General features: G+C 52.7%; 15 protein-coding genes. 6 read left to right on the top strand and 9 right to left on the bottom strand.

Annotated features, from left to right (window positions below; all coding sequences use genetic code 11):
* Positions 1-34: 34 nt before the first annotated feature.
* Positions 35-727 carry a hypothetical protein gene (locus tag IPK01_10080; GenBank protein MBK7933830.1) on the bottom strand — a complete coding sequence of 231 codons (693 nt, stop codon included), beginning with the start codon at positions 725-727 and terminating at the stop codon, positions 35-37.
* On the opposite strand from IPK01_10080, the gene IPK01_10075 reads away from it, so the two are divergent.
* Positions 726-1,292 carry a hypothetical protein gene (locus tag IPK01_10075; GenBank protein MBK7933829.1) on the top strand — a complete coding sequence of 189 codons (567 nt, stop codon included), beginning with the start codon at positions 726-728 and terminating at the stop codon, positions 1,290-1,292. The genes IPK01_10080 and IPK01_10075 overlap by 2 nt on opposite strands.
* Here the strand turns inward: IPK01_10075 and IPK01_10070 are convergent.
* Together IPK01_10070 and IPK01_10065 are read right to left on the bottom strand one after the other, a co-directional pair.
* On the bottom strand, positions 1,238-3,649 hold the full coding sequence (locus IPK01_10070; GenBank protein ID MBK7933828.1) for a S9 family peptidase: 2,412 nt from the start codon (positions 3,647-3,649) through the stop codon (positions 1,238-1,240). The genes IPK01_10075 and IPK01_10070 overlap by 55 nt on opposite strands.
* Before the next feature lie 21 nt (positions 3,650-3,670).
* Positions 3,671-4,654: a serine hydrolase gene (locus IPK01_10065; GenBank protein ID MBK7933827.1), complete on the bottom strand. Its 984-nt coding sequence runs from the start codon at positions 4,652-4,654 to the stop codon at positions 3,671-3,673.
* 102 nt (positions 4,655-4,756) lie between these two features.
* Here IPK01_10065 and IPK01_10060 point away from each other — a divergent pair, with 102 nt between their 5' ends.
* The 4 genes from IPK01_10060 to IPK01_10045 are packed head-to-tail and all read left to right on the top strand — an operon-like array spanning position 4,757 to position 9,206.
* Complete coding sequence (locus IPK01_10060) at positions 4,757-6,052, top strand: amino acid permease (GenBank protein MBK7933826.1); 1,296 nt, start codon at positions 4,757-4,759, stop codon at positions 6,050-6,052.
* A gap of 9 nt (positions 6,053-6,061) precedes the next feature.
* On the top strand, positions 6,062-7,000 hold the full coding sequence (locus tag IPK01_10055) for a class I SAM-dependent methyltransferase (GenBank protein ID MBK7933825.1): 939 nt from the start codon (positions 6,062-6,064) through the stop codon (positions 6,998-7,000).
* A gap of 13 nt (positions 7,001-7,013) precedes the next feature.
* The gene (locus tag IPK01_10050; GenBank protein MBK7933824.1) at positions 7,014-8,768 is read left to right on the top strand and encodes a tetratricopeptide repeat protein; all 1,755 of its coding nucleotides are present in this window, start codon (positions 7,014-7,016) and stop codon (positions 8,766-8,768) included.
* Between the two features lie 18 nt (positions 8,769-8,786).
* Positions 8,787-9,206, top strand: a complete 420-nt coding sequence (locus IPK01_10045; protein ID MBK7933823.1) for a hypothetical protein — start codon at positions 8,787-8,789, stop codon at positions 9,204-9,206.
* 3 nt (positions 9,207-9,209) lie between these two features.
* Here IPK01_10045 and IPK01_10040 read toward each other — a convergent pair whose 3' ends face one another.
* The 6 genes from IPK01_10040 to IPK01_10015 all read right to left on the bottom strand — a co-directional run bounded on the left by IPK01_10040 (position 9,210) and on the right by IPK01_10015 (position 21,377).
* Complete coding sequence (locus tag IPK01_10040) at positions 9,210-10,250, bottom strand: NAD-dependent epimerase/dehydratase family protein (GenBank protein MBK7933822.1); 1,041 nt, start codon at positions 10,248-10,250, stop codon at positions 9,210-9,212.
* Between the two features lie 5 nt (positions 10,251-10,255).
* On the bottom strand, positions 10,256-11,644 hold the full coding sequence (locus tag IPK01_10035; GenBank protein ID MBK7933821.1) for a glycoside hydrolase family 47 protein: 1,389 nt from the start codon (positions 11,642-11,644) through the stop codon (positions 10,256-10,258).
* 1 nt (position 11,645) lies between these two features.
* Positions 11,646-14,453: an insulinase family protein gene (locus tag IPK01_10030; GenBank protein MBK7933820.1), complete on the bottom strand. Its 2,808-nt coding sequence runs from the start codon at positions 14,451-14,453 to the stop codon at positions 11,646-11,648.
* Positions 14,454-14,564: 111 nt separating this feature from the next.
* Positions 14,565-19,043 (bottom strand): AMP-binding protein, encoded by a 4,479-nt coding sequence (locus tag IPK01_10025; GenBank protein MBK7933819.1) that lies wholly within the window; start codon positions 19,041-19,043, stop codon positions 14,565-14,567.
* Between the two features lie 6 nt (positions 19,044-19,049).
* Positions 19,050-20,651: a DUF2088 domain-containing protein gene (locus IPK01_10020; protein ID MBK7933818.1), complete on the bottom strand. Its 1,602-nt coding sequence runs from the start codon at positions 20,649-20,651 to the stop codon at positions 19,050-19,052.
* A gap of 51 nt (positions 20,652-20,702) precedes the next feature.
* Positions 20,703-21,377 carry an HAD-IB family hydrolase gene (locus tag IPK01_10015; GenBank protein MBK7933817.1) on the bottom strand — a complete coding sequence of 225 codons (675 nt, stop codon included), beginning with the start codon at positions 21,375-21,377 and terminating at the stop codon, positions 20,703-20,705.
* A 138-nt stretch (positions 21,378-21,515) separates the two neighbouring features.
* Between IPK01_10015 and coaD the strand changes: the two genes are divergently transcribed.
* Complete coding sequence (coaD, locus tag IPK01_10010) at positions 21,516-22,007, top strand: pantetheine-phosphate adenylyltransferase (GenBank protein ID MBK7933816.1); 492 nt, start codon at positions 21,516-21,518, stop codon at positions 22,005-22,007.
* Positions 22,008-22,082: the final 75 nt, after the last annotated feature.

The following is a 22,082-nucleotide window of genomic DNA, read 5'->3' as shown; positions in this document are numbered from 1 at the left end:
ACTTGCCGGCGGCTTGCACAGGCCGCATCCCGTATCACGGCGTAGTGATGACAACGTAAATCGGGGAGTAGTTTCCCACACTTTGGTTCTTTTTGACCAGAACGCCGCGGTATTCGCGTTGTTCCGGATCGTCGGGAGGCACATTCGGCTCCTCGTGGACTCCGGGCGACGACGTATAGATCCCCGCGAGCATCCATGAGGTCTCGCCCTTGCGGCGAAACTCCGCACGCATCGCGTCTTGCCCTTGCTTCGAGAACGAGATCTCGACGCGGCTGTTCGACAACGCTTTCAGCTTCAATTCTGCCGTCAAATTCTCCGGCGATATCGGGTTAAAGCCCGTATCGACGAGCCCGAGCTGTTCGCCGATGGTCTCGTTGTAGCCCGCCGACGATTTGATGCGTTTGATTATCGCCTTTGCGGTGTCTTCGAGGCCGTTAATAAAAGGCTGCGGCGGATTTATTATGGGAAATATAGGAGCTGTCGGTGCCGGAGCGAGCGGATCGCCCTTGAGGATCGACCGCTTAAAGGTCGTAAAGGCTTCGCGTTGGTCGCCGATCTCCTGACCAACGGTGAGCATGTACTGGTAGTTCGACGCCTGCTTGACGAAGAAGTCCACATCCGCCGCGGCAAGTCCGAGTTGCCCGTTCACCGTCGGCAACACGGTCGCAATTGTTTGAAATAGTAGGTTTATATTGGCTTCGTCCTGTGGAAAGGGTTTGTCTGCCATGTTCTTTTTCTCCTTTGAGTTGAAATATAGAAGCAGCCATTTGTACGGCTTCTATGTGTTAATGAGAAAAAGTGCAAAAACCTTTCAACTTTTTTTCAAAAGTTCGAAAAAAAGTTATTTTGACTCTGCAATAAACTCTGCTGCCGTGACAGAGGACTCTGTTGCCGTGACAGAGGACTCTGTAGCCGTAACAGAGACCTCTGTAGCCGTAACAGAGGGCTCTGCTGCCGTGACACAGGACTCTGTTGCCGTGACAGAGGTCTTTGCTGCCGCAACAGAGGTTGCCGCGAAGGCTGCAGAAGTTGCCGGTAAGTCGTTTGAGGGTTGTGATGACGTATTCAAGGGCATTTCTAACATACGTTGCCCCCGGCTTAAGCCGGAGGATAGGTGTTACGACATAAAAAAGGCTTTAGCCGAATCTCCGCTGGATGGGATTAGGCTAAAGCCGAAGCAAGATAACTCAGCAAACCTCCGGCTTAAGCCGGAGGCAACTGATCAGACGCTGTACGCCTACCGTGGTTTCGCGTTTTTGACGTATTTATCGAACCATTGGACCATTTCGTAGAGTGTGTGTTCCGTTGATTCCTGGGCGACGTAGCCGTGCGACTCGAACGGGAGCATCACGAGCCTTGCGGTGCCTCCGAGGCCGCTGATGGCGGCGTAGAGGCGCTCGGATTGGATCGGGAATGTGCCCTGGTTGTTGTCGGCTTCGCCGTGGATCATCAGGATCGGCTCGTTTATCTTGTTCGCGTAGAAGAACGGCGAGACCTTGGTGTAAACATCGGTCGCCTCCCAGAAGTTGCGCCTCTCGGATTGGAATCCGAAGGGCGTCAGCGTCCTGTTATACGCTCCGCTGCGGGCGATACCGGCGCGAAAGATGTCGCTGTGGGCCAGCAAATTGGCGGTCATGAACGCTCCGTAGCTGTGTCCGCCCACGCCCACGCGGTCGCGGTCGACGACGCCCATTTCGACGCCCTTGTCCACCGCAGCCTGAGCCGACGCCACGACCTGCTTGACGAATGTATCGTTGACAGTGAGCGGATCTCCGACGATCGGCATCGTCGTATCGTCCAAGATGGCATAGCCCTGCATTAAAAAGAACAGATGCGAGATGCCGCCCATCTGCGTGAACCGAGCTGTCGAGCCTGACACCTGTCCGGCGGTCGAATTATCGGTAAACTCGAGCGGATATGCCCAAACCAGCGTCGGAAGCCGCGTTCCCGGCTTGTAGCCCGGCGGCAAATAGAGCGTGAACGAGAGATCGACGCCGTCGTCGCGCTTGTATTTGACCAATTGTTTCGTAATGCCGCGAAGCTGCGGGGCGTTGTCCTTGAAATCCGTGATCTTTCGGTCATAGACCGCGAGGCAATTGGTGTTCGGCGGGCAGCGTTGGTGCATGTACAGGTTCGGCGGGTCCGTCGGCGACTCACGGCGGGTTATGAACTGCGTGCCGTCGTCGTTGACCATCGCGACAAAGCTCTCGTATGAGCCTTTTTCGCTGCGGAATATCTCGTTCGTCTCGAGCGTTTTGATGTTCATACGCCGGAAGAACGGCCTGTCGCCGTCGGGCGAGGCTCCGACGCCCTGCATAAAGATCTCGTCGCCGTTCTGCGCAATGACCGTGACGCCGGACGGCAGCATCTTGGTCACCGGCTGGCCGATGTCGTTGTAGCGGTCGCGGATGTTGAGTTCGGATATCAATTTTACGTTCGACGCATCCCTGAAATCAGTCGCGAATATCCTGCGACGCTGCGTGTCGCGGTCGTAATCGTAATAGAGCATCAGTCCGTTGCGTTCGCCGAAGGCACGGCCCTGATAACGCTGCTTGATCTGGACGACCTCGGACGCTTCGGTGTTGAACGGCATCGCGATCCGCATCAATTTATCCCTGTGCTCGGCCTTTGTCCGCGGATCTCCGCCGTCGAGTGCCTCGGCCCACATCAGCGTCGCGGGCTCGGTCGGCACCCAATTGACGGCACGCGGCCCGACCGGGACGCCCTGGGCCGGCAAATTGTCCTGCAAGGGCAATTTTGCGATCTGCTTGACGATGGTTCCCGTCATATCCCACAGTTCGAGCGATCGCGGGAAGCGGTTGAAGGGAAATTGGTACGAGAACGGCCTCTCGATACGCGATACCGAGACGTAACGGCCGTTCGGCGAGAAGTCTGCACTGTCGTAAATGCCCGGCGAACCGATCGGCACAACGAGGCCCTTTGTCGAGATCATCGCGATCTGCGACGTGCAGTAATATTCGAACAATTTTTCGTCATTCGGGCTCTTCAGCAAGTCCTGAAAAGTCGCGACAGCACCGGTGCGGCCCGACGTTTCCTGAATGTTGGGCTCGGTCGGCACGACGTTCTGATACGCCGGGGCGGCGCCGCGTCCTGTCGGCACGAGCGTGGCCGAAAGCGTCTCGTTGTCTTCCCATGCAAAGCCGCCAAAGGCCGTGTTTATCATTCCGACGTCCAATTTCTTGGCTTTCGCGGTTGCTGTATCGACGATCCAGAGCTCGATTCCCTTGTCCGTGATGTTGCCCGCCGCGAGATGCTTTCCGTCCGGCGACCATTGGGGCGAGATCAGCTTGACGCCGGCCGGCAGTACGACCGCGCGTTCCTTGCCGTCCTCGATGCTCTTTAGTTTCAAGCTGACGAAGTATTGCTGGCGGTGTGCGCCGTTCGTGTTCGGGTTGATCCGAAGCCCCGCGATCCTCAGCATCGGCTGCGCCAACTCGGCGATCGGCGGATATCGCAGCGGCTCAGCGAGCGCGATCATGTTCCGCGTCGGCGAAACGATCGCCGACGGCGTTGCCGGGGCATTTAAGACATCCAATATCTCTTTCGGCGGCTTTTTATAGCTGCCCTGAGCGAGCGTAAACACGGGGAGAAACAGTAAAAACGCGAGCGTCAAAAGTTTTTTGTTCATAGATTTGTACCGTAATTCGTTCTATTTTTTCATCGCCGTGATGATGACCTTGGCGATGTTGGGGATGATGTCGAATTCGTTGGCGTGGTTCTCGGTGAAGACGACGAGGACGAATTTTGAGCCGTCAGCAAGCTCGATATAGGCTGCGTCGTGCCGCATTTTGCTGGTCCAGCCCGCTTTTGACCAGAGCTTGGCGTCCGTCAGCTTTTCGTCGATAAGCGCTTTGCCTACGAAGTTCACGGCCTGGCTGTTGCCGGGCTTGGCAAAAGGATCGCGTCTCAGCAGCGACATCATCGCGTCGGTCCGTGCCTTCGGAACGATATTGCCCGAGACGATCTCGGCCATCAGTCGCGCGGTCGCATCCGTGGTCAGCATGTTGCGGTTCTCGCCCTTGTATTTACGCGACTGCTGCTCGATGCCGTAGGCGTCCTCACAGAATGTCTTTTGGTTCACATTGATATTCGTGTAGCCCATCGAGGCAAACCAGCGGTTGACACGGTTGCGTTTCGTCTGCCACGCCTCGAATTGCTTCTGCGGCAGTTCGGCACCGCTCGACGTTGAGCTGAGCACGTCGAGAATATAGCCCGTCGCGTCATTCGACGAGTCAACGATCATGTCTTTTAAGCCGCGCTCAAGCTCGGGCGACATTTTGATCTTGCCGTCTTCCAATTGCCGCTCAAGCGCCGCCATGTAGAACATCTTGACCACGCTCGCCGTGTACATCTGATCGTTACCGCGAAAGCTCGCCGACCTGTACTGCAGCGGATCCGACATGTCGATGACCGTTGCCGAGATATCTTCCCTCTTAAGCCCCTTGGCCGCGAAGATATTTATCGTGGATTCGATCGTTAAATTGAGGACATCACTCATTCCCGAATCGGCAACAATCCGCGGCGGCTTGTATGACTTCGGTTTTAAGATCTCGCCGCTCATCTGCGCCTTGGCCGAGAACGTCGATAAACATACAGCGGCAACAAAAAAGAACGCAGCAATTGGTCGTTTCATTGTATAAACCTCGTGAACCTTTACGTCGATGATATTTCAGAGTATAAACGAAGGGCAGCGGAAAATTCCATTTTTCCGGCAGTTATACAAATCTTTACATAAATGAGCGAAGAGAAACTAGAACGCAGCCTGGGCCGCTACGATATGACGGCCATCGTCATCAACACGATCATAGGCGCCGGCATCTTTGGGCTGCCCGCGAAGGTCTTTGCTCAGATCGGTTCATACTCGCTGCTGGCCTTTATTCTGTGTGCGGTGATCGTCGGGCTCGTGGTGTTTTGCTACGCTGAGGTCGCAAGCCGCTTTAGTGCGACCGGCGGGCCTTATCTTTACGCGAAAGAGGCGTTCGGCAGCGCGGTCGGGTTTGAGGTCGGATGGCTCTATTGGGTCGTGCGCGTAGCGACATTTGCTGCCAATTGTAACCTGCTCGTCACTTACCTCGGCGTCTTTGTGCCGGGGGCGAACGAAGGCTATTTGCGCGTCCTTTTTGTCACACTCATCGTTGCGATAATTGCTGTTGTCAACCTGATAGGTATTCGCGAATCCGCGACGGTGACGAATATCTTCACCTTCGGCAAGCTTTTGCCGCTGGTCATCTTTGTCGCCATAGGTGCGTTTTTTGTCTCTCCGGCGAACTTCACTTTCGACATTGTACCCGAGTATTCTGCCTTCTCAAGTGCAGTTTTGCTGTTGATCTACGCGTTCGTTGGCTTTGAGGCAAGCGTCGTCATCGCCGGCGAGACTAAGGATCCCGGACGCTCGGTTCCCTTCGGCCTCATCGCCGGCATCGGCATCGTAACGGTGCTCTATATCGCCATTCAGATCGTCGCTATCGGCACGCTGCCGGGCCTCGCGGCATCGGAACGGCCGATCGCTGACGCTGCGGCGAGCTTTCTCGGGCCGTTCGGCGCAGCATTTATTACAGTAGGCGTTCTGTTATCGATATTCGGCAATCTGAATGTCGGCGTGCTGAGTTCGACGAGGCTTTTATTTGCTATGGCCGAGCAACGCGACCTGCCCTCTGCACTGGACAAGACCCATTCTCGCTTCAAGACGCCATACGTTTCGATAATCCTGACCTCGGTCGTCATACTCGTGCTCACAATTCAGTCGTCATTCCTCACCGCAGTCGCGATGGCCACGATCACGAGGCTGTTGGTATACGCGACGACTTGCGTCGCGTTGCCGATATTTCGTCGGCGGGCCGATATGCCTGCGGCTCCGTTCGCCGTGCCGTTTGGGGTTGTCGCTTCGCTTCTGTCGATCGCGCTGATCATCTGGCTGCTCACGAATGTTGATTTTGCAAAAGAAGGCTTAGCCATACTCGTCGCCGGCGCAGTCGGCATCGTCATATTTCTTGCCAACAAGTACTTCGGTTCGCGAACAGAGAACGTATAATTAGCCGTAATGAACGAGGCGGCGGACAATAAATGTCGAGTTTGCGGCGAAGAGGTCTCGCCGAAGCTTGATCGCGTTTCGGCCGGGACCGGCGAATCGTTCGAGATCCTCATCTGCTCAGCTTGCGGCCACGGCCGGACCTCTCCGCAGCCCACGGATCTAGATAAATACTACTCCGGCTATTACGGAGGGCGGCACGGATTCACGGCACGATTTCGCGCCATGAGTAGGGCGAGGATCTTGAATCACTGTTTTAATCGGATCGCGGGTAGGTCTGTTTTGGATGTTGGCTGCGGTGACGGCGATTTTATGCTCGCGGCTCGTGGATCGGGATGGGTGGTCGTCGGCACTGAGCGAAGCGAACAGATCGGTGAAATAACGGGATTGGATGTTCTGCCCGATCTCATCGCCGTTCAGAAGGTCTTTGGCGATGCATCGTTCGACGCAATAACATGTTGGCACACGCTTGAACACTTCGACGATCCGGCGGCGACGCTCGACGAAATAGGTAAATTGATAAAGACTGACGGCGTTCTGCTCATCGCGGTTCCCAATTTTGGCGGCTGGCAATCGCGGTTTTTTGGCAGGCATTGGCTGCATCTCGACGTGCCTCGGCACCTGTCGCACTTCACTTCGGATTCGTTGGATCAGCTTTTTTCGAAACATGGATTCAAGGTGGAACGGTCTTGGCACAGCGAATTCGAATACGACGTTCTTGGCTGGTCGCAGAGCGGTTTGAATGCGATCTTTCCGACGCCGAATGCGTTTTTCCATCTGTTGTCAGGAAAACCGACAAAGATCGGTTCATTTTCTAAGATCGTCAATTTCGCACTCGGCAGTTTGTTTTCGGCAGTTTCGCTGCCGTTTGTTCTTTTCGGTTCACTTGCCCGAAAAGGCGGCACTTTGGTCGTCAAAGCCGTCAAGGTCGACAACAGCACACAGATTTGAGCAAAATAGCCGTATGTCAGAAAGTTCCGGATTCTTTACTGAAAACAGATCGCGTCTTCTCATAGTTCTCGCTCTGACGATCTCTTGTTTCGCGGTCTATGGCCAGGTCATCGGTTTTGACTTCATCAATATCGACGATCGCGCATATATCTATGAGAATAAGGCTGTTCTCAGCGGTCTCAATTCGCGTTCCATCTGGTGGGCGATCACGGCCTTCTATTCAGGGAACTGGCATCCGGTCACTTGGCTGACGCATATGCTCGACGTTTCGCTCTTTGGCCCCAATGCCGGGCCAATGCACGTCACGAACGTGGTCTTTCACACAATTGACGCAATTCTCGCCTTCTTAGTCTTCAAAAAGATGACGGGAAGGATTTGGGAAAGTTCGATCGTTGCGTTCCTTTTCGCACTGCATCCCGCCCATGTCGAATCAGTGGCCTGGATCGCTGAACGCCGCGATGTATTGAGCACATTTTTCTGGCTGCTGACGATGTTGGCCTACTTTAAGTATGTCGAGATGAAAAGACTGCCCGATGAAGACGGCGGGATTTTCAAAATGCCCGTGTTTTGGAATGCCTTGGGGTTGATCCTGTTCGCGTGTGCCCTAATGTCGAAAGCGATGCCGGTTACGCTGCCGTTCGTGCTTCTACTCTGTGATTATTGGGCATTAGAGCGTCTGAACAGAGTGCGCGATCTATGGCCGCTCGTCAGGGAAAAGCTCCCGTACTTTGCGTTGACTGTTGCGTCTTGTGTCGTTACCTTTTACACGCAATCGACGGCCGGTGCTACAGTTTCGCTCAATGTGATGTCGTTCGGCGACCGTCTGACGAATGTTGTTCTATCATACGCCAAGTACATTATAATGATGTTCTACCCCGTGAATCTCGGCCTCTGGTACCCATTTGACGAAAAAATCGATCTGCTTAAGGTGATCGGGGCACTCGCTCTTTTGGTCGTGATAACTACGTTTTGCTGGCATCAACGGAAAGAACGCCGCTACCTGATGATGGGCTGGCTGTGGTTCCTTGGAACACTGGTTCCAGTCATCGGCCTGGTCCAGATCGGTATGCAGAGTCTGGCCGACCGATACACGTATGTGCCGTATTTCGGCCTGTTCGTGATGCTCGCATGGGGCATTGGTGACCTGGTAAGGCACTTCAAAGTGAACGAAAAAATAACAGCTTTTGTAGCTATAACGGTTATGATCACACTCGGGATTTTGACCTTCGTACAGGTCTCAAGATGGAAGAATAGCGAAACGCTCTACACGCACACGCTGTCATTCACGAGCAAGAATTACTTCCTGATGAGTAATCTGTGCCTGTATTACATCAACAACACTGACAAACCGACCGCTGAACGGCGCTGTACTGAACTTCTGGAAGCAACGCCGCCATCGGCCGAGACATATAATATTTTGGGGATGCTTCGTACGAACATTGGCAAGTTTGACGAAGCTGCATCGCTTTTAGAGCGCGGGTTACAAATGAACCCGAATTGGGCGATCCTATATTTGAATTATTCGGTCGCACTTTCAAAACAAGGCAAGATCGAGGAGGCCGAAAAGGCACTATTAAAAGCAAAGTCGATGAACGATGGCAGCATAAGCCGTCAGTCAGCCGCACGGGCCTGCAATGATTTTGCGGCGTTGGCCGAGAAAAGAGGCCAGATCGACAAAGCGAAGGACTTTTACTATCAGGCAACACAACTCGACCCTGAGTTTGCGGACGCCGCCGCAAATTTCAAAAGGATCAACGGTGGAAATTGACAGATCGAGGAATTTGAAATGAAAAGAACTCTGATACTGCTGGCTTTTACACTCCTATTTTCAACCGCTGCTGCTGCTCAACGGATCGAAGACGGCAGCCGAAGCACTATCGGCTATATTTCGGCAAGCGGCACCGTCGAGAATGGCAGCAGATCTACGATCGGCTACATCCTGGACAGCGGCCGCATAGAAAACGGCAGCCGTTCGACGATCGGCTATATTACAAAAGAGGGCCGAGTTGAGAATGCCAGCCGCAGCACAATCGGCTACATCAGCGACAGCGGCACGGTCGAGAACGGCAGCCGTTCGACGATCGGCTATGTCACATCTAGCGGCCGTGTTGAAAATAGCTCGCGGAGCACGATCGGCTATGCAGAGGGAGTTGATCAGCGTCACGCGGCGTTGTTTTTCTTCTTTTTCTTTATGCCAAAGAAATAGCAATTACTTGAATACGCCGCCGCCGAGAACGTTCTCGCGCAAATAATTTATCGTATCCTGCAGCGTTTCCTGCGGATCGCGTGGTGCGAAACCTAATTCTTCTTCGGCCTTGGTCGAATCAAAATACCAAAAATACTCTGCCTGCTCGACCTCATTCGGCATCACGGGTGACGCTTTGCCCCAATTTTTATAAATTGAGCTGATAAAGCTAGAGCCGGCCATCGCCAGCTTTTTCGGCACCTTCAACATCGGAGATGATACGCCGGACAATCGCTCGAGACGTCCGAAAAACTGCTCAAAGGTCATATTGGCTGCACCAAGAAGGTATTTTTCCTGATGTCGGCCTTTTTCGACGGCCGAAATGAAAGCCGCGGCCGCATCGCGAGCGTCAACGAAATTTAAACCGCCGCTCGGACAATATGGTATCTTTCGACCGAGAAAATCAAGCACCGGTTTGGTCGAACTCAATCGCTCGTCATCCGGTCCGAGCAATAATGACGGATTCATTATCACCAACTTCTGCCCCGGGGAATTGAAATTTTCTAACGCTGCACGTTCTTGGTAATATTTCGATGCGTAATATGCCCAGCTCGTCAAACTTTCGATCGGCTGCGGGTAGGTCTCATCTACTGGCTGTTCATCTTCGTTGACGGCGATAGTACCGCTCGACGACGCCAGCACCATTGTCTGGACGCCGGCTTCGGTTGCAGCTTCGCACAGCAATCGCGTGCCTTCGAGATGTATCTTGTTCATCGACGCAGCATCGTCGTTGTCACGAGACACTTTTCCCGCCAGGTGAAAGATCGCTGACACATTCTTACAGGCCTTTGCAACATCGTCGCGATCGGTCACCGAGCCTTCGACGGCCTTAACGCCCGCGTCTTTCATCCACTCCGGTACTCGGGACGCCATCACTTTCAGATTCGTCTCGCCATATGCGAGAAAATTTCGAACGATGTGCGTGCCTAAAAATCCGGTCCCGCCGGTGATGAGTATCCGCTTCTCTGACCTTTCGGATTTTGCTGGTGCTTTTGTCTTCGCCATAAGTTCTATTTCCAAGTCTTCCGGATCGGATGTGCCTCGGTATTGAACACGATACCCGTAAAATCCAGCGTCTTTTCGGGTGCAAACAACAGATAGAAGTACTTGAACGTCTCTGCCAGCACAAAGCTGTGCATGTAATCGGTCTTTTCTTTTGTTTCGACGTTCTTAAGCCCAGCATAGGCAACGTCAGTGCGGCAGTGTTTTACAAAATCCTCAAACATCTGTTTGCCCATCGCGAGGTATTTCGAATCTCGCGTGTACTGATAAAGAATGTACGTCGATTCAACGATCTCGGGCCGCAGAGGATAGCCGCCGTGCTCGACCTTGCCGGTCTTGTAATTATATACCTCAGGTTCGACACCGTGAACATTCCACATTTTGAACATAGAATCCTGCAGCATTTTTGCCCGATTCAAGTCGCCATCCATTGCGAGCAGTCCCGGGAAAAATGCATCGAGGGCACCGGTCGTTGTTGCGGTCCGCTTGCCGGTGTTCATATCTGCGTGGCCGTACCATAGATCGCCCGTTTTTGTAGCACCAGTGCGATTTATCTTGCTCAGGTCATCACTTTCATCAGCCAAATAAGAATGGACCTTGGAAATCGCGTCCTCCCACATGTTGCGGCAATCCTGATCGTTGAAAAGGACCGCCGCCTTGAGCAGATACTCGTAATACGAATCGATCTCTGCGGAAACGTGGCTGTCCGTATTTGTCCATTTGCCTGTTTCGACATTGATATTGGTGCCGACCAAACCGATGGGTGAGCGTCGCTTGTAAGTTTCAATAAGTGCCCGCTTCGCCTTCTCGTAATAGATCGGCTTGTTCGTTAGTTTGCTCAATGTGCCAAATTCGATCAGCAGCGTGCCGGTTTCCGCAGGATTCGAAACCTCGCCGCTCGTCTTGCCTGTTTTCAGGTTTACGTTCTTGTACGGCAATCTGGTCGGCGAATTGAAAACAGGCAGCAGACGCGTGCCCAGGTCGTCCGCGAGAGCAAGCAAACGTTTGTCGCCCGTCATCTGATAGCTCGAAAGCAGCCCGCCCAAGATCCGTATCGTGATCTCAAAATTCTGAACAGAGATATCCTGATCAAAGGAAAGATTTTTGACGATGTATTCGCGTGTTTCGTCGGCTTCCTTCTTGAAACCTAGCAAATACAATGAGTCCAACGAATCGACCGGCGTCATCAATATCGACTGGCCATACCAATCACGGCAAGTTTTCGATATCGGTTTCAGATCATCATGACCCCAGCAATGCTTCTTATAGCCATTCCACGCATGGAGAAACTCCGCTTTGACCTTGTCGGCCATCTGTTTTTTGTCGGTTTGCTGGCAAAGGCCCGAGAAAGCCAACCCACAGATTATTGAAAGAGTGATGAGCAGTTTTCTAAACATTCTATTTTTGAATTATGGTCGGCTCGCCAAAACCCAATTCTTTGAGTCGCGGAAGCTGTGTCTTCGCGTCGCCGGCGACGAACCAGAACATTCTTTCAGCGTTTAGATATTTCGCCGAAAGCTCCTTTATCTTGTTGACCGTCATGCCTTTGACTATCTGTTCACGGCCTTTGACGTAGTCGTATTTCCAGCCGTATTTGCTGATATTCTCGAGCATATTGAGCTTTGCACCTGCCGTCTCAAATGCTCGGGCGTTGCTCTTTATCAGGAAGCTCTGAGTCGTTTCGAGATCCTTATCTGAGTAATTCTTACCAAACTCCTCCACGATCTTCTTGATCAACGCAAGCGATTCGAACGTCACATTGCTCCGCACGCCGCTGCCGATCACAAATGGCCCCGGACTCGTACTGCCGGTGAATTGCGAGGTAATTCCGTAGGTGTAGCCCTTTGTTTCGCGGAGTTCCTGCGTCAATTGCGACGCAAAACCGCCGCCTCCAAGAATATAGTTCGTCACGACTGCGGGATAGTAATCGGCATCCGTCGCCGCCAGGGCCGGATAACCGATCCGCAATACCGACTGCTTGGCATCCGGAATGTCATAAAAATATAACTGCGATCTCGACGGTGCAGCGGGCGTCCGGTAAACAGGGATCTTGACTGCTCCGCCTTTCCAACGTTTATTCAACGAATTGAGCGAGCCGACGATCTTTGCACTACCGAGAGATCCGACGACGTGGACTCGTGCCATCTTTGGCGACATCGCCTTGGCGTAGAATGCTTTTAGGTCATCGACCGTGATCGCATTTACCGATTCGACCGTTCCCAAAATATTGCGGCTGCGAATATTGTCCTTTCCATAGACAATTTCATTAAATTTCTGCCCTGCGATAGCATTCGGATTGGCCTGCTGCTGACGGATCGCACTCAGCGTGCTTTGTTTAAGCAGATCGAATTCTTTTACGTCCCAACGCGGTTCGAGCAGTATTTCCTCTACCAGAGTGAGCGTTGCGTCGTAATTCTTAGCAAGCGTAGTTACGCCGATCCGAACATCCTCGGTTCCCGCGTTCACGTTGATAGCGGCTCCAAGTTGTTGTATTGCCTCTTCAAGTTCCTGAGGTGTCCTTTTCGCGGTTCCCTGCGTCATCAGTCGTGCCATCAAATTGGCTGCTCCAACCTTGTTAATGTCGTCAAGGAGTTGGCCGCCGTCAACCACGATCTCAAACTGTACGAGCGGAACCTCTTGATTTTCGATCCCATAGACTCGTATTCCGTTCGAGAGTTTGTCCTCCCAAATTGTCGGAATTTTGACCTCCGGACTCGGTCCGTACGGCGGCTCGATACTGCGGTCGAATGACGAAGGCGTCCGTTCATACTTGGCGGCTGCTGTCGGATCGACTTCTTGTTCGGCCCCGGCAACGATCTTTTCCTCTACAACTTCTGCCTTTTTGGAGCCGTCGAGAGCTAAAGCGGCTTTTCCTTTGGGAACAAAGCTTGTTGCAACGTAATTCTTACCCTTTATGTACTTTTCATAAACCCGCATCACGTCGGCAGGCGTGACGGCAAGGATATTTTTGATGTCCTTCTCGATACAGCCCGGATCGCCAGCGAAGATATTGCACTGGGCAAGCTGCGCTCCTTTGCCCAAAACATTTGAAAGCGATGCATAAAACTGTGTCTCCTGGCCTGCCTTGATCCGATTAAGGTCCTTTTCGGCGATACCTTCTTTCTCAAATCGAACAAATGCTTCGGCCGCCGCGGCAGCAACTTCGTCGAGGTCTTTGTCTGAAAACGCCCTGACGGACAACTCGAAATTACCAGCGAGTTCAGACGTATAGTTGCCGGTATTCACATTTGGAGCAAGCTTATTTTCTTCGACCAAGACCTTGTAGAACGGCGCCTTTTTCCCGCGTGAAAGGTAGTTTGCCAGTACGTCCAATGCGTATGAGTCAGGATTGTATTCCTCGACAGTGGGCCATGCCATTGTAAGCTCAGGCACATTTGCGAAGTTGTCCTCGTGATAAAACTTGACCGTTTCGGCAACGACGCCCGGCCGTTTCGGTTGTGGCTTGATGTCTTCACTGCCGCGTTTGATCTCGCTGAAATACTTTTCGACCCATTTTTTCGCCTGCACGGTATCAAAATCGCCGGCAATCACAAGCGTCACGTTATTGGGCACGTACCATCGGCGGAAGAATTCCTTTACGTCTTCCAGCTTGGCGTTATCGAGGTCTTCGAGCGAACCGATGATCTGCCAATTGTACGGATGGTCCGCTGGAAACATTGCCTTGTCAACGACATACGACGTGTGCCCGTATGGATTATTATCAACGCTCTGGCGCTTTTCGTTTTTTACGACCTGCTTTTCTTTGGCAAGGACGTCGTCTGTCACCGTATTGATGAACCAACCAAGCTTGTCGGCTTCGGCCCAGAGCATTTTCTCAAGTGCGTCTTTCGGAACTGTCTGAAGATAGTTCGTCTTGTCGCGGCTTGTCGAACCGTTCGCTCCGGAACCGCCGATCCTCGCTGACATTTTGTCGAGTCCGCCTTTGCCCAAATTCTCCGACTCAAGGAACAAAAGGTGTTCAAATAAATGCGCAAATCCCGTGCGTCCCGCCTTTTCACGGGCAGATCCGACATGAGCCGTGATCGAAACTGCGACGACAGGATCGCTGCGGTCAACATGAAAGATCACATCAAGGCCATTCGGCAAGGTGAATTTCTCGTAATCGACTTTTAGTGTCTGTCCCTGGACCAAACACACGACGAACAGAAGATAAGTTAATGGCAGCAAAGCCTTTACGTATTTCATAAGTAATAAAAACAACTCCTGGTTTGGCTATTTATACACCAATTTGGGCTGTTTGGTTTCTTAAATCTGCAGCGAAGACACGCTTGGAGTTGTCGGCAGCCACAGATCGATCTAGTTATCTATCACAGGCTCCAGTTTACGCGTACGGCGGCGTTCGGCCTTCCATTGTTTTCGCAGTGTTTCGACGTCAAATTTTGTCCGCGTGCCGTCTCGCAAATTTTCGATGTCGTGCTGAACGCGGGCGGCAATCAGGCGATACGCCTCCGTATTCGGCACGCCCTCGACCATTTTTGCGAGTTCATCATACTCGAGGAACCGGCCGACCTTGGCTCCGATCTTTGCACCGATACTTCGGCTCTTCGGGATGACCATTCCCTTCGGGAACGCCTCGTAAGTGCCCCAGATATATATCGGCAGTATCCCGATCTTCTGATTAAGAGCGAGATAGCCGATGATCGGCTTGAATTCAGCGATCTGCCCCGACTCCTGCCGGCCGCCCTCGGGGAAGATAAGTGCGTTGTAGCCTTCGTTTAGGATCTGTGTGACGTGACGCAGGGATTGACGCAAGCTTCCCGTTCTTTCGATGGGGACAAGCGTCGTGAAGTTGTTCATATACGCCCGCTTGTATTTAGTATCAAACCAATAATCCGCCGCCGCGACCGCCACCGTCTGCTCGGCAACGTCCTTTCCAAGAGCCTTTTTGACAAGCCCGGTATCCAAATGCGACGTATGATTCGGAGCGACGATGAAATTGGCGTGCTGAGGCACATTTGATTCACCTTCGATCGATGTGTCGAGTACGTTGGAATAAAGAGTTTCCTGAGCAAGATCGACAACGGCATTGCCGACGCGTCGGACGATCGAGGGAATGAATATTTCTTCCTCTTCCTTTTTCTCTTCAGCCTTTGGTTCGTCGGCAAGCTTTTTCGACTTATCGACGCGTTGAACGGCCGTCAACAATTCGCGGACCGATTGCACTTCATTTAATGTATCAGGCGATAAGATACGTCCTCCGGCGTCTTCGACGGCAGCTTGCAGTTCGACGAACATCAGCGAATCAAAGCCAAGATCGGCGAGTTTATCCTCGACCGCGATGTCCGATAGCGGTCTGTTCGAAACGCTCGCGACGACCTTGCGGATCCAAACCATATTGTCATCACCCTTGGCTTCGACGACGGTCTTCGTCTTCGATCTGGATCGTTCCTCCAGCGTTTGCAGCATTTCGACGACCTCGGGACGCTTAACCTTTCGAGTAGCGGTCCGCGGCAATTCAAACGGCGTGATGTGTAAGACCTTGACGCGTTTGAAAAACGCCAGCCCTGCCGACACCTCGCGAAAATGCGTCTCGATCTGCTTATTTACGTCGCTCCGCGACAAGGCGATGTCATGTTCATAATCCGGCACGACGAGAGCTGCGATCTTTTCGCCGCCGTCCTCATCCTGCAGCCCGACAACGCTCATTTCTTTGATATAAGCGGACTTACCGTAGTGGTCCTCTATCTCGTCGGGGTAAATGTTCTTGCCGTTCGAATCGATAATGACATCTTTTGAGCGTCCGACAATAAAGAGATTTCCGTCCTCATCGAGCCGGCCAAGATCACCGGTCTTGAGCCATCGGTCGGTCATCACGGCATCGGTCGCCTTTTCGTTGTTGTAATAACCGACCATCACATTCTGGCCCCGAGCTATCACCTCACCCACGCCATTCTCGTCCGGTGATTCGATCTTGACCTCAACGCCGGGCAACGGCTTACCAACACTGCCTCGAAGCAACTTATTTCCCGGTCTGGCGACCGTTAGAACTGGCGACGACTCGGTCAAACCGTAACCCTCAAGCACTGTAAACCCAAGCCCGTGCAGGTCCTTTTGTACTTTTTCGCTCAATGCCGAACCGCCCGAGATAAGATAGCGCATTTTCCCGCCCATGCCCTGATGTATCGGGAAAAACACGATCGGGCCCAAATTGAATGGTGTGTTATCGCGGATCCAGGCGTTGAACTCGATCACGTTGTCGGCGAGATCGGCGATCCAATCACCGCGTTCCCGCAATCGCGTTTTGATCCGCCGATGCAGCATTTCCCATAATGCCGGAACGCCGACAAGGCCGGTGACGTGACTGTTTTCGATCGTTCGAGCAAGATCTTCGGCAGTAAGCTCATTCAAATAAGTGATCTGCGTGCCATTTGAGAACGGCGTCAGGAATCCTGCCGAAAACTCGAATGTATGATGCATCGGCAGAACCGACAAAACTCCGTCGGTAATGTCCATATCGAGCACCGACGACAGCATCGAGATCATATTGACGAAATTCTTATGCGACAGCATCACCGCTTTTGGCGTACCGGTCGTCCCCGATGTAAAGATCAGCGAAGCAATGGCGTTCGAATGTATCTTTGCCGGAAGCAACGCATTTCGTTTCGCTTCCTCAGTCTCCGATTGGATCTCAAATACCTCGTCGAACGTCCAAACGATAGGGCTCCCCTCCTTACGAAGGAGGGGTGGCGGCGTTTCGCCGACGGGGTGGTTCTCACCCGCGGCAAAGGCCTGGTCGAGTGACGTTTGCAAATCCGGATTCTCCGCCGCTAATTTCGGCGAAATAACAATAGCCGAAGCCTCGCCGGCCTTTGCAAACGCCACGATCTCGTCCACTGTCGAGGCCGGATCGATCGGGATCGCGGTCGCTCCGGTTTTGAGGATGCCGAAATACGTCATTCCCCATTCGGGCATGTTGTTCGAAAATAAGATCACGCGGCTGCCGTTTGCAATGCCGTTTTTCGCAAAATAACCGGCGGCTCGAAGCGTAAGTTCGTTGACGTCTTCGTACGTGTATTGCTCTTTGCGGCCATCGCGTTCGATTCGCATCGCAACTCGCGTCGGGAATCGCTTGACCGACGTGTCGAACAGATCGAGCAGATCTTTGTACGTGTACGAACGCTTTTCGACCGCCTTCAGCTCTTCCTCAAGTGTCGGAAGCACCCATTTTCGCATTCCGGGAAAATGGACGTTTAGCCAATAGTCATACCAGTCGAGTTTTTCCGGATACCATGGCAATAGAGCCTTTTCCTTCTCGCGGATCAGCGAATGAAGTGCCCGGACATTATCCGACCGGTACAAATACTCGTTGTCGATCATGAACGGTTTGAACATCGCAAACGCATCCATCGTCTCTTTTGTCGTCTGTTCAAACGATTCGACTGATTTTTTGAGATCCGAAACAATATTCCCAATACGCCCGCCGCCCCAACGCGGATTTGCCTTATCTAGCAGTCTGTCGGCACCGTTTGCCAGCTTATTGAGCATAGGTGCGGACGCGAGTTGGTATGTACGATTCGTCACCGTCTGCGTCTCAACCATTCCTGCGAGCTTGTTGGTGAGCTTGTTGCCGGTCTCCTTTTCCTCAAAGTGTCTGCGTTTGTACAACCCGACGAGCTCGACGATACGCTTCATATCGTTCGGATTCGAGTCGCCCGACGAAGCCTGGAAAACAAGCGGCGGTTTCGGATCGACCAGCGCGTTCATCGTCGCCGCAAGTATCGCTCCCGACACCATATCGACAGGAATAACGTCAAGGATAAGCTTTTCGTTAACCGGAATAATCGGCTGCCCGCGAAGCGCGATCAGTATAAGCGGCGCGGTGGTCGTAAAGCCTTCGTTCCAGCCCGCGAACGGATACGCTTGCGACGACTCAACGATCGAAGGCCGCACCAGAACCTTTACAATATCGTCCTGCGACGCGATGATCTGTTCGGCGAGCGACTTCGAATATGTATAAATATTCGTCCAGCCCCAATACTCGGCCCGCTCCGCACCAAGCTCGGTAGTGCGCTCGCGGATCCACATTTTGCGTTCGCGGAAAATGGCAGATTTCAGATCGGCCTCGTCATCCGGATCGCGGCCTTCCTCGATAAACCGGTTGCGAGCCTGCTCGCGAAACTTAGCGTGCTGTACAGCGTCATCTGCCTCTTGCCTCGCTTGTTCGGACAAACGGGCGCAGTCCTCGACCTCGCGATTTACGTCAAACACGGTTCCGACCAACTCATTCTTTCGAGGAAAATACCCGACAACCGGCTCATTCTCCCAGATCGGCCCCGACCGCTTGCCGGCCACAAAACACGTCGACACATGCACCAGCCGCGGCTTTTTCATCATCCTTGCCATCTTGATGATGTTGTTCGAACCGTTGATATTCGTCCGCAAAGCCGATTCAAGCGGAGGGTTGAACGTCACATTTCCGGCACCATTTACAATGATGTCGGTATCACGCATTATCTTCTTCGCGTCCTTCTCATCGAGCCCGAGATACTCATTCCCGACATCGCCATTGACCGGCACGACCTTGGACTTAATAAAATCGTCAAACCCGTCGCCATACTTCTCACGCAGCGGATCAAATGTCGGTGAAGTCACGATCGACGTCCAAAACCGTATCTTCGACTCCGCCGCATCCCGAGCCCGCACGGTCGCATAGACCTTCCCGATATCCGGAAAATTATGCAGCAGCATCGACAACGTAACCTTCCCCACAAAGCCCGTCCCGCCGATAAAGAAGATCTTCTTTCCCTTAAATATTTCTGTTGGTGATAGTTTCATTGCTAACTAATCCGTAACATTACACAACCCAATGATCGGCTGATGCAGCATGGTGATCTCGGCGGAGCGGCCCATGTAGCTGCGGGCCATGGCGATGGCTTCGGTTAGGTTGTCGGCGCGTTCCCAGCCGAGCATTTCGGGGACGTGGGCGTTTTCGGCTCCGGCGACGATGACGTGGCCGATGTGCTGGCGGCCATTTTCGCCCCAGTACCACATGAAAAACGGATGCGCCCCGTGATAAGCGTTGCCGCGGCGGTACATCTCGATGTATGCCGGATTGGTCGCGAATTCTCGTTCGTATTTTTCGCGCAGGTAGAACGCATCCCGCGATTCGGGCAGCAAACGGTGGAAAAACTCGATATACGCGGGATGGAAATTATGGTCAAACTCGTCAAAACACGGATGCGTAATGATCATCACGCCGCCTTTCCTGAGCAAAGGCTTGTTCCGATACATGTTGAAGTGATACCCGAGAGCCATCACTTGCACCAGCAAAGGGTTGAGCGCCGAATAGACGTTGTACGGCGAAATATCCGGGATGCCCGAGATCAAAATGTCGCACTGGCCTTTGACCGGGATCTCGTATTGCTGATAATTCTTCCCCAGAATTTTCTCGTGTACAGGCTCCGTCTTTCCGGCGTAACAGGCTATCAGCTCATATTGAGCCGGAATCGCATGCAGCATTTTGCGACGAGCGGCACGCGGCATTTTTGAGAAAGTGTTGGCCATCACCTCCCATTTCATGCGGTCGGCGAAACTGAATTCGTCTTCGTTCCGCGTCAAAATGTCGTAGCCTTCGGGGAACATCTTGTTGTTGATCGCGGTCTCGATATGAAAGACCTTGCATTGCTCGTCGACCAATTTCCCAAGCCGCACGACCTTGTGATTCAGCTCCGAAGCCGGCGGGTCCATATACGAATGCGAGTCGCGGATCGTCTGCGGTTCGTGGTGAGCACGGAGGGATTCGTAATCGCACAGCCCTACCGCGACCGATTTGTGGCCGCCGTCCATCGGGACGAGATTGATGTTCAGATAAATGAGCAGGTCGCTCTCGATCGCACGTTTATTGACCCGCAGCGGCTCGTTGTGCCGCGTGACGCCAAGCGTGACGAGATTATCGTCGTCCTCGGCATCGTGGTTGTAATAGCGGGCGGGGTAATATTCGTTGTAGATATCGGTGCCAACCATCCGCTTCATTTCCCAAGCCGTCATCTTGCGGTGCAGCGAATTTGCGATGATCAGATGCACATCATCAACACCGTTCGCACCGCACATATCCAGCACGACCTCAAGCATTGTCTGCCTCAGATCAGGCGTCTGCATCGGCGGCAGCGGCAGCGAGATGTCGTCCATCGCGATCGTCACACGCATCCCCGGCTCGAGCAAAGCATAAAGCGGCTCCATCTCGATCGGATGATTTACCGCATAGCGAATAGCCGCCTCACGGTTAGGCAACCCCTTGATCGGCGGATTCGGATAAATAACCCGCGTCCCGACCGGAATGTCGTTCAAGATAAAATCCTCGCCAAACGGCATGATCCGCGGCGCGGAATCTTTGTCGATGTAAACGATAGATTCGTGTGTTTTTCGTCGTAATTGTAGAGCCATAAAATTCTCTTTTTATCCGTGACTATCTATGTAAATCTGTGGCAAAAAATTCTACTTCAAATCCAGAATCGCCCAATCGTGCTGCAGAGCCGTCTGTTTCAGACGAAAGTCCGGACAAACCGCAACCGGATGGCCGACGATCGACAGCATTGGAAGATCAGATATCGAATCGGAATACGCGTACGAATCGGACAGATTGATGTTTTCGCGTTCGGCGTATTCGCGGATCCATTTGGCTTTCGTGGCCGAGGCCATGACAGGCGGGAGGACGCGGCCGGTGGCGTAGCCGTTGACGAATTCGAGGCGGTTGGCGACGTAATCGTCGATGCCGAGATGATCCATCAGGCGGTCAATGGTGAAATCAAGAGCTCCGGTGAGCAACACCTGCCGCTGGCCGATCTTTTTGCCCTGGGCTATCAGGCTTGCCGTGCCTGGGAATATTGCGGGTTTCAAGACCTCTTCGAATAGTTCGTCAGAGAAATACCGCAAACGATCCTGCGAAAGCCCTGCGTAGCTTCTAAAGAAAACCTCGTTAAATACATTTCGCGAATACAGATCGGTGATTCCGAAAAACGGCAGCTTGGCGAGCGTGCCGACGCTCTTTTTCGCCGTCTGCCACAGGCCCTGTTGGCGTTTGGCGTAAAATGCGAGGGTATGGACGAGGTTGGTGCTGACCAATGTCCCTTCGAGATCATAGAATGCTGCAGGCGTAGCGTTTTTATTCATTCCGGCTTTGTGATAATATCGGGCTCTTATTTGAAGCAAATATTAACATTTATTGTCGGTTTTCGATAGGCGTCGCAAGGGAAGTTACGAATTAATTACAAAATGTAATTACATTGTAGGCACAGATTTCCATAAAATATGAGACGAGCGATCTTTCCGGGTTCATTTGACCCGCTGACCAATGGACATCTCGACATCATCAAACGTTCGTCGCCGCTTTTTGATGAGATCGTCGTCGCCGTGCTCAATAATGTCGACAAGCATCCTATGTTCTCTGTCGAAGAACGCTGCCAGATGCTCCGCGAGATATTGCCGACGGTCGAGACCGACGGTTGCAGGATGCTGGTTGAGAGCTTCTCCGGGCTGACTGCAGATTTTGCCAAGCGTTCGGGAGCCACGGCCATCGTTCGCGGCATCCGTGCCGTCAGCGATTACGAATACGAACTCCGCATGGCACTGATGAACCGCCGCCTCGAACCAACGATCGAAACGGTCTTTCTCATGGCGGGCGAAGAATATTCTTATGTTTCCTCAACTCTGATGAAACAGGTCTTCGAACTGGGCGGTCGTGTTGAAGGACTGATCCCGGAACTTGTCGAAGAGCGAATGCGTGCCAAGCTGGGAAAATAGAAATTTAAAACGCAGAGACCGCAAAGCACGCTGAGAAAAATTGATTTAGTAATTTCTATATCCTCCTCTGCGTTC

Source organism: Acidobacteriota bacterium, from assembly GCA_016713675.1.
Taxonomy (GTDB): Bacteria; Acidobacteriota; Blastocatellia; order Pyrinomonadales; family Pyrinomonadaceae; genus OLB17.
The sequence above is the reverse complement of the archived record's forward strand: the minus strand, read 5'-3'. Positions and strand labels throughout refer to the sequence as shown.

What these genes read in the sequence shown, in the direction of transcription:
- IPK01_10065 (MBK7933827.1), bottom strand. Translation starts at nt 4,654, where the DNA reads ATGAAACGACCAATTGCTGCGTTCTTTTTTGTTGCCGCTGTATGTTTA.
- IPK01_10045 (MBK7933823.1), top strand. Translation starts at nt 8,787, where the DNA reads ATGAAAAGAACTCTGATACTGCTGGCTTTTACACTCCTATTTTCAACC.
- IPK01_10020 (MBK7933818.1), bottom strand. Translation starts at nt 20,651, where the DNA reads ATGGCTCTACAATTACGACGAAAAACACACGAATCTATCGTTTACATC.
- IPK01_10015 (MBK7933817.1), bottom strand. Translation starts at nt 21,377, where the DNA reads ATGAATAAAAACGCTACGCCTGCAGCATTCTATGATCTCGAAGGGACA.
- IPK01_10075 (MBK7933829.1), top strand. Translation starts at nt 726, where the DNA reads ATGTTCTTTTTCTCCTTTGAGTTGAAATATAGAAGCAGCCATTTGTAC.
- IPK01_10070 (MBK7933828.1), bottom strand. Translation starts at nt 3,649, where the DNA reads ATGAACAAAAAACTTTTGACGCTCGCGTTTTTACTGTTTCTCCCCGTG.
- IPK01_10040 (MBK7933822.1), bottom strand. Translation starts at nt 10,250, where the DNA reads ATGGCGAAGACAAAAGCACCAGCAAAATCCGAAAGGTCAGAGAAGCGG.
- IPK01_10060 (MBK7933826.1), top strand. Translation starts at nt 4,757, where the DNA reads ATGAGCGAAGAGAAACTAGAACGCAGCCTGGGCCGCTACGATATGACG.
- IPK01_10050 (MBK7933824.1), top strand. Translation starts at nt 7,014, where the DNA reads ATGTCAGAAAGTTCCGGATTCTTTACTGAAAACAGATCGCGTCTTCTC.
- IPK01_10080 (MBK7933830.1), bottom strand. Translation starts at nt 727, where the DNA reads ATGGCAGACAAACCCTTTCCACAGGACGAAGCCAATATAAACCTACTA.
- coaD (MBK7933816.1), top strand. Translation starts at nt 21,516, where the DNA reads ATGAGACGAGCGATCTTTCCGGGTTCATTTGACCCGCTGACCAATGGA.
- IPK01_10035 (MBK7933821.1), bottom strand. Translation starts at nt 11,644, where the DNA reads ATGTTTAGAAAACTGCTCATCACTCTTTCAATAATCTGTGGGTTGGCT.
- IPK01_10055 (MBK7933825.1), top strand. Translation starts at nt 6,062, where the DNA reads ATGAACGAGGCGGCGGACAATAAATGTCGAGTTTGCGGCGAAGAGGTC.
- IPK01_10030 (MBK7933820.1), bottom strand. Translation starts at nt 14,453, where the DNA reads ATGAAATACGTAAAGGCTTTGCTGCCATTAACTTATCTTCTGTTCGTC.
- IPK01_10025 (MBK7933819.1), bottom strand. Translation starts at nt 19,043, where the DNA reads ATGAAACTATCACCAACAGAAATATTTAAGGGAAAGAAGATCTTCTTT.